The sequence below is a fragment of the Streptomyces sp. NPDC029674 genome, from assembly GCF_044903205.1.
Taxonomy (GTDB): Bacteria; Actinomycetota; Actinomycetes; order Streptomycetales; family Streptomycetaceae; genus Streptomyces.
In genome coordinates this window covers 1-521 of sequence record NZ_JBJDPY010000058.1, presented here as the reverse complement: position 1 = coordinate 521, position 521 = coordinate 1, and the positions used below count along the sequence as shown (strand labels likewise).

Annotated in this window: 1 protein-coding gene; it reads right to left on the bottom strand. The window is 69.9% G+C overall.

The features are described 5' to 3' along the window. The coding region (locus ACI2L3_RS40325; RefSeq protein WP_404757447.1) for a hypothetical protein at positions 1-521 on the bottom strand (521 nt) is incomplete at both ends.

Below are 521 nucleotides of genomic sequence, written 5' to 3'. Positions count from 1 at the left end.
GTCTCCCCTGAGGTCCGGAAAGTCGTCGCCACCCGTTCGCGGGCACCCGACGTGGACACCTCACGGGAAGGACCATCCGCTCCGTCGATGCCCACCTCGGTCACCACCAACCGGGCCGCCTGCCCCTCATAGGCGCTCAGCAGCATCGTCACGGTGACCGTCCGCCAGTAAGGCACCGGCACGTCCAGTAGATGAACCCACCCGCCGTCAGCCGGGCCAGACGCCGAATGCATAAACACCGGCCCGGTCGCGTCCGGTTCAATGGACGAACCGCCACGCTGCACGCCCATCCACCGGCTCGGACGCATCATCGACGCCTCCGGGTCCAGCAGGTTGTCGAGCTGCGCCGCCTCCGAGTAGTAGACGAGCAGGGCGCGGTCAAGCCGCTGCCACTCCTCCAGCTCGACCAGATGGTCAAGGGCATCTGGTTCGGCGGTGCCGACTTCGACAGCCCATTGCCGCGGGGGGGGGCCGGCGCGCCGCCGCACCCCCACCCGCGCGCAGACCACGCCCAGCGCGAC